Annotated in this window: 5 protein-coding genes; 4 read left to right on the forward strand and 1 reads right to left on the reverse strand. The window is 37.2% G+C overall.

What is annotated here, in order from left to right; all coding sequences use genetic code 11:
* Nucleotides 1-293 precede the first annotated feature (293 nt).
* The 4 genes from AC0B44_RS21110 to AC0B44_RS21125 all read left to right on the forward strand — a co-directional run bounded on the left by AC0B44_RS21110 (nucleotide 294) and on the right by AC0B44_RS21125 (nucleotide 3380).
* Nucleotides 294-845, forward strand: coding sequence for a TetR/AcrR family transcriptional regulator (locus AC0B44_RS21110; RefSeq protein ID WP_000028029.1), 552 nt, complete (start codon nucleotides 294-296; stop codon nucleotides 843-845).
* Nucleotides 845-1222, forward strand: a complete 378-nt coding sequence (gene qacH, locus AC0B44_RS21115) for a quaternary ammonium compound efflux SMR transporter QacH (RefSeq protein WP_000121134.1) — start codon at nucleotides 845-847, stop codon at nucleotides 1220-1222. The genes AC0B44_RS21110 and qacH overlap by 1 nt, the downstream gene beginning before the upstream one ends.
* 614 nt (nucleotides 1223-1836) lie before the next feature.
* On the forward strand, nucleotides 1837-3183 hold the full coding sequence (gene mobV, locus AC0B44_RS21120) for a MobV family relaxase (RefSeq protein WP_053082646.1): 1347 nt from the start codon (nucleotides 1837-1839) through the stop codon (nucleotides 3181-3183).
* A complete protein-coding gene (locus AC0B44_RS21125; RefSeq protein ID WP_048558833.1) occupies nucleotides 3183-3380 on the forward strand; it encodes a hypothetical protein in 198 nt (65 codons plus the stop codon). The genes mobV and AC0B44_RS21125 overlap by 1 nt, the downstream gene beginning before the upstream one ends.
* Nucleotides 3381-3393: 13 nt before the next feature.
* Here AC0B44_RS21125 and AC0B44_RS21130 read toward each other — a convergent pair whose 3' ends face one another.
* The gene (locus AC0B44_RS21130) at nucleotides 3394-3951 is read right to left on the reverse strand and encodes a replication/maintenance protein RepL (protein ID WP_048558832.1); all 558 of its coding nucleotides are present in this window, start codon (nucleotides 3949-3951) and stop codon (nucleotides 3394-3396) included.
* Nucleotides 3952-4792: the final 841 nt, after the last annotated feature.

The following is a 4792-nucleotide window of genomic DNA, read 5'->3' on the forward strand; positions in this document are numbered from 1 at the left end:
GGGGAATAATAATTAATCGCTAAAACAATGAGAGGCGCTCTAGAAGGGGTAGAGTCCTGAAAATGCGGATTTACAACGGTAATGTAATTTTCACCCATAAATAAAGCCGATTTTAAGAAATCGACTGTTGAACTAAAGCTCCCTTTACTTTAAGTACATTTCTTCACAATCTTTAGATTAATTTATTGGATTATTTTTATGTGAAAGAGTGATATTAAATAAGAGCTTTAATTCGATTGACAAAAAAACCGTCCAGAAGGTATATTATATGTATCTAAGTTATGGAGGTTATTATGTCTATTTCAAAGCATGCTAATAAGAAAAAAAATATATTGATTGCTGCATCTGAAATTGTAAAAGAAGAAGGAGTTGTCAAACTCACATTAGAGGCAGTCGCCCAAAGAGCTGGCGTGAGTAAAGGTGGATTATTATACCATTTTCCTAGCAAGGAAGCATTAATTAAAGGAATGGTGGAAGATTGGACAAATAATTATTTCGAATGCATTAATACGTTAGTTAATAACGACGATGATAACGCAATAGGAAAATGGAATAGGGCTTATCTTAAATCTACATTTTCCGATTTAGAAAACAATAATCTAAATTCCGCACTAATGGCTGCTATGTTTATTAATCCAGATTTATTAGATGAATTCCGGCAGAGATACGATATTTTGCATACAAAGTTAATAACTGATGGAATTGATCCTGTCAAAATAACAATTACAAGATTATCCATAGATGGTCTTTGGTTTTCAGAAATATTTGGAATGGCACCATTAAATGAAGAACTAAAAACACAAGTTTTTGATGAACTAATAAACATGATTCAGGAGGACGAATAATGTCATATCTATATTTAGCACTTGCAATAGTGGGGGAGATTATTGGCTCTTCCCTATTAAAAGCATCTGAAGGCTTTTCAAAACTCTATCCTACAATAGGGGTAATAATAGCTTTCGTTGGTTGTTTTTTCTTTTTATCCTTGTCGCTAAAAACAATCCCCTTAAACACTGCATATGCATTATGGGCAGGTTTAGGACTTGTTTTGACTACAGTAATTTCAGTTTTAGTTTGGAAGGAAAAACTTAACATGGCTAGCATTGCAGGAATAACACTGATTCTTGTAGGAGTTGTAATATTGAATTTGTTTGGACCAGGACATGGAGAATCTGGTCATGAAGCAAGCGAAACTATTACAATGAATGAGACAATGGAATAACACATAAAAAAGTCCTTCTTAATAAAGAGAAGGACTTTTTAGCTTAATTAAGGGTATTTTTTGAAGTCCTTATTCAACAAACCTGCGTACGTTAGTTTAAGTGTATCACTTCACAATTCCAATAGAGTAGAGTTTATTGAGACATAATGAAATTAGCGTTTTAAATGACTTCTGACTGTCTCATAAGACTTGTATCAAATGCTTACCGTTGTAAATCCGCATTTCCCTGACGCTACCCCTAGAAGCGTCTTTTTTGCTTTTTAAGGGTTTTTACTAGGGGCAACCTCTTACAAAGGCGAGAGAGGCCCGTATGGCGTCTGTCAACGGTACCGGACCGAAGGGAGGATAAGGAGTTGATAGACTCACTTCACCAAGACCCTCTTGGTGTCTCAAAAGGCAACACCTTTTGAGCTGCCTACCGGCGAGGGAGCCCCTCAAGGATTGAGGGGTTGGGGAGTTCGATTAAGGGGGTCTGGGGAAGAGTTCCCCAGTGGGTTTGGGCAAAGCCCAAGGTTTGGCTTTTAGCGTCGCAGACCACATGAAACTTTGCGTGCAAAGTGTAGTGTGTTACACTTTCTATTAATCTATCGATTTTCAGAAAGGGTGCGTACCCCATGAGTTACTCCATTATCCGAATGCAGAAAATGAAATCAAATGGGATAAAAGGGATTCAATTTCACAACCAAAGAGAGAGGGAAAGTGAAACGAATCCCGACATCAATAAAGCTGATTCTCATCTGAATTATGACTTGATAAACGGTCAAAGGCAGATTGATTACAACGAGAAAATTAGCCAAGTAATTGAGGACAATGTGACCTCTGGAAAAAAGATCCGTAAAGATGCAGTTAAGCTGGCTGAATTCTTAATTACCTCTGACAAGGAATTCTTCGATAAAATTTCACCCAAAGAGCAGAAAAGGTATTTTGAAACGGCTCATGAGTTCCTTGCTGATCGATACGGTGAAAAGAATTTAATCTATGCGACTGTTCACTATGACGAGAAAACCCCTCACATGCACGTAGGCTTCGTTCCAGTAACGGAGGATGGCCGACTATCGGCTAAAGATTTCTTTGGCCAGAAAAAGCAACTGGTGAGTCTTCAGGACGATTTTAATCAGTACCTGAAGCAAAATGACTTTAATTTGGAAAGAGGGGTCTCGTCGAGCCGTAAACACGTGGAGACGGCTAAATATAAGGCTCAAACGTTTCAAAGCATGGAGAAGGAAGCCCAAGAGAAATATGAGCGGACAATGGGGCATATTCAAGAGATTGATGATAAATCGAAATCGATTGCGAATATCGAAGCTAAAAAGGTTCTAGGGCTTGTTGGAATGAAGGAACAAGACTACAAAAGCCTAGTCGATTATGCGACCAATGGTGTGGCTTATCAGCTACAAGCAGAGAATCTGCAGAAAGAGTTGGAAAAGACTCAAAAAGAAGTTACGCAGCTGAAAGCTGATATGCAAATTGGACAAGATAAAATTCGCTATTACTACAAAGATATTGAAGAGAATTTAGACTCCTTAGCAGAGAAAAAAGCACTGCAAAAAGTGAAGCAAACAGACATTGTAAAGAACTATGGAGACTTGATAGAAAAGTACAATGGACTCGTTAATAAATATAATGACCAGTTGAAGGAGAAAAAGGAGTTAAAACAACAGGTGGACACTCTAAAAATTGAGAACCGGTCTTACCAAAATGAGAATCGGGAATTGAAATTAGAGAACGGAAAATTGAAGGGAAAACTCGTGCAGATCAGCAAGGAGTTTTCTGTTTTTAAAGAGAGGGTGGGCAAAGTTTTACACGCTCAACTTGACCGAGTAAAAACGTTCTTGAGGATGAATGATGTAGACCGAAGTACAATCAAGTTCCTGGATGATAGGCAAGATAAATTAGTCCAGGACTCTTTAGAAAAAATGGAGAAGCCACAAAGGCAAAAAGGGATGGAGATGGAACGCTGATGAAGGTGAAACAATTGGTTGAGAAGTTGGAGAAACTAGACCAAGAGGGAGAATTAATGCTTTTTATGAGGGATAGAAAGAGACCTCATTTAGGTTCTGGAACTCTTATTCCAATAAAAGATATTGGTGTTTTTACAAGTGTTGACCAAGATTCAAATGAGGGCAAATATGCTCTTGAAATAAAGAAAGGCGAGTAGTTATCTACTCGCTTTATTTTAAGTTTTCACGTTCTCTAAGGGCTTTAAATTTATCAAATTGGCTTTTGTATTCAAAGTCCTTGTTTTCCTTTTTGCTGACAAGGATTTTACCATCGTATTTAGCAAATTTCTTTTTGTCATTGCCATCTGTCCAAGCAAGGTCTTCGTTCACTACATAGACGTTTGATGTTCCCATTTTTAAAACATTTAAAAATCCATTCTCCTCTAAAAGCTTTACTGCTCTGTAAACTGTTGACCTTGATTTGCCAAAATAATCTTCAAAAACTGCATAAGAACAAGCTAAAGCATTTCTGTTATCCATGTGTTCCAAGATAAAAAATAATAAAGAACTTGCGAAGTTATGATTTGCCATTAACCATCTTAATTCTGGCATGTTGTCACGATAAAGCTGGATGAAATTATGATTTTTCTTTTTCTCTTCAAATTGCTCTTTGTCTTTGTTTTCTTGCTGTTCAAGATCAATAAGTCTTTGAAGCATTTGAAGTTGTTCAGGGGTTAACTCAACATTAATTTTTCTCTGCTCGTCCAATTTACGCACCTCTGCTGGCATAGAATCCTTCTCTCCCTTGTTATGTATCATCAGCTGTGATACCTATATGTATAATTTATGACACATCATAGGTCAAAAATGAACTATAGTCAAGCAAAAAATGACACATCTTAATTCAACTATGTGTCACAAGCTATGACACATATACGTGTCACAAGCTATGACACATTACCTTAACTAAAACATTGATATATCAACATTTTTTCTGTGTTCCCTTCTATATCTCCTAAAGGGCTTTTCTCCACGCAAGGTTCGGGTAGTATTTTTCGGACAGACCACCGAAAAATCTCCACCCTTTTCTCCTTGCATTCCGAAATTTTGGCGGTGCTGTACTTTCGCCAAGCCGACGTACCTAAAACGAGGAATTCAGGAAATCGGCTTGCTCGAGCCATTATACCGCCAAAACCGCCAGAGCTTCCGTTCATAAATTTTCTCTTTTGCCTTATGGATCTACGCAATATGGGGGCTTCCCCCAAACCCCCTTGCCAGCCTCCACCCTAAAACAAGGGGAGAATTGATGGTGTTCGAATAAAAATCTTTGATATTTAGAAATCTAATTTTAAAGAAGGGAGTTGAGCTTTCATGAATAGTAACAGTAGCATTAATAAAAGTAATTTAAATTTATTAGCCGTAGTAGCACTAGGATTGACGACAATTTACACCGCAATATTAGCGACTCAATTAATGTCCACAAAACATAAAGTTGATTATTTATATTACAAAGAACATTTTCAAAAAAATAATAAGGGGAATAATAATTAATCGCTAAAACAATGAGAGGCGCTCTAGAAGGGGTAGAGTCCTGAAAATGCGGATTTACAACGGTAATGTAATTTTCACC

Source organism: Rhodococcus sp. NPDC019050, from assembly GCF_055664235.1.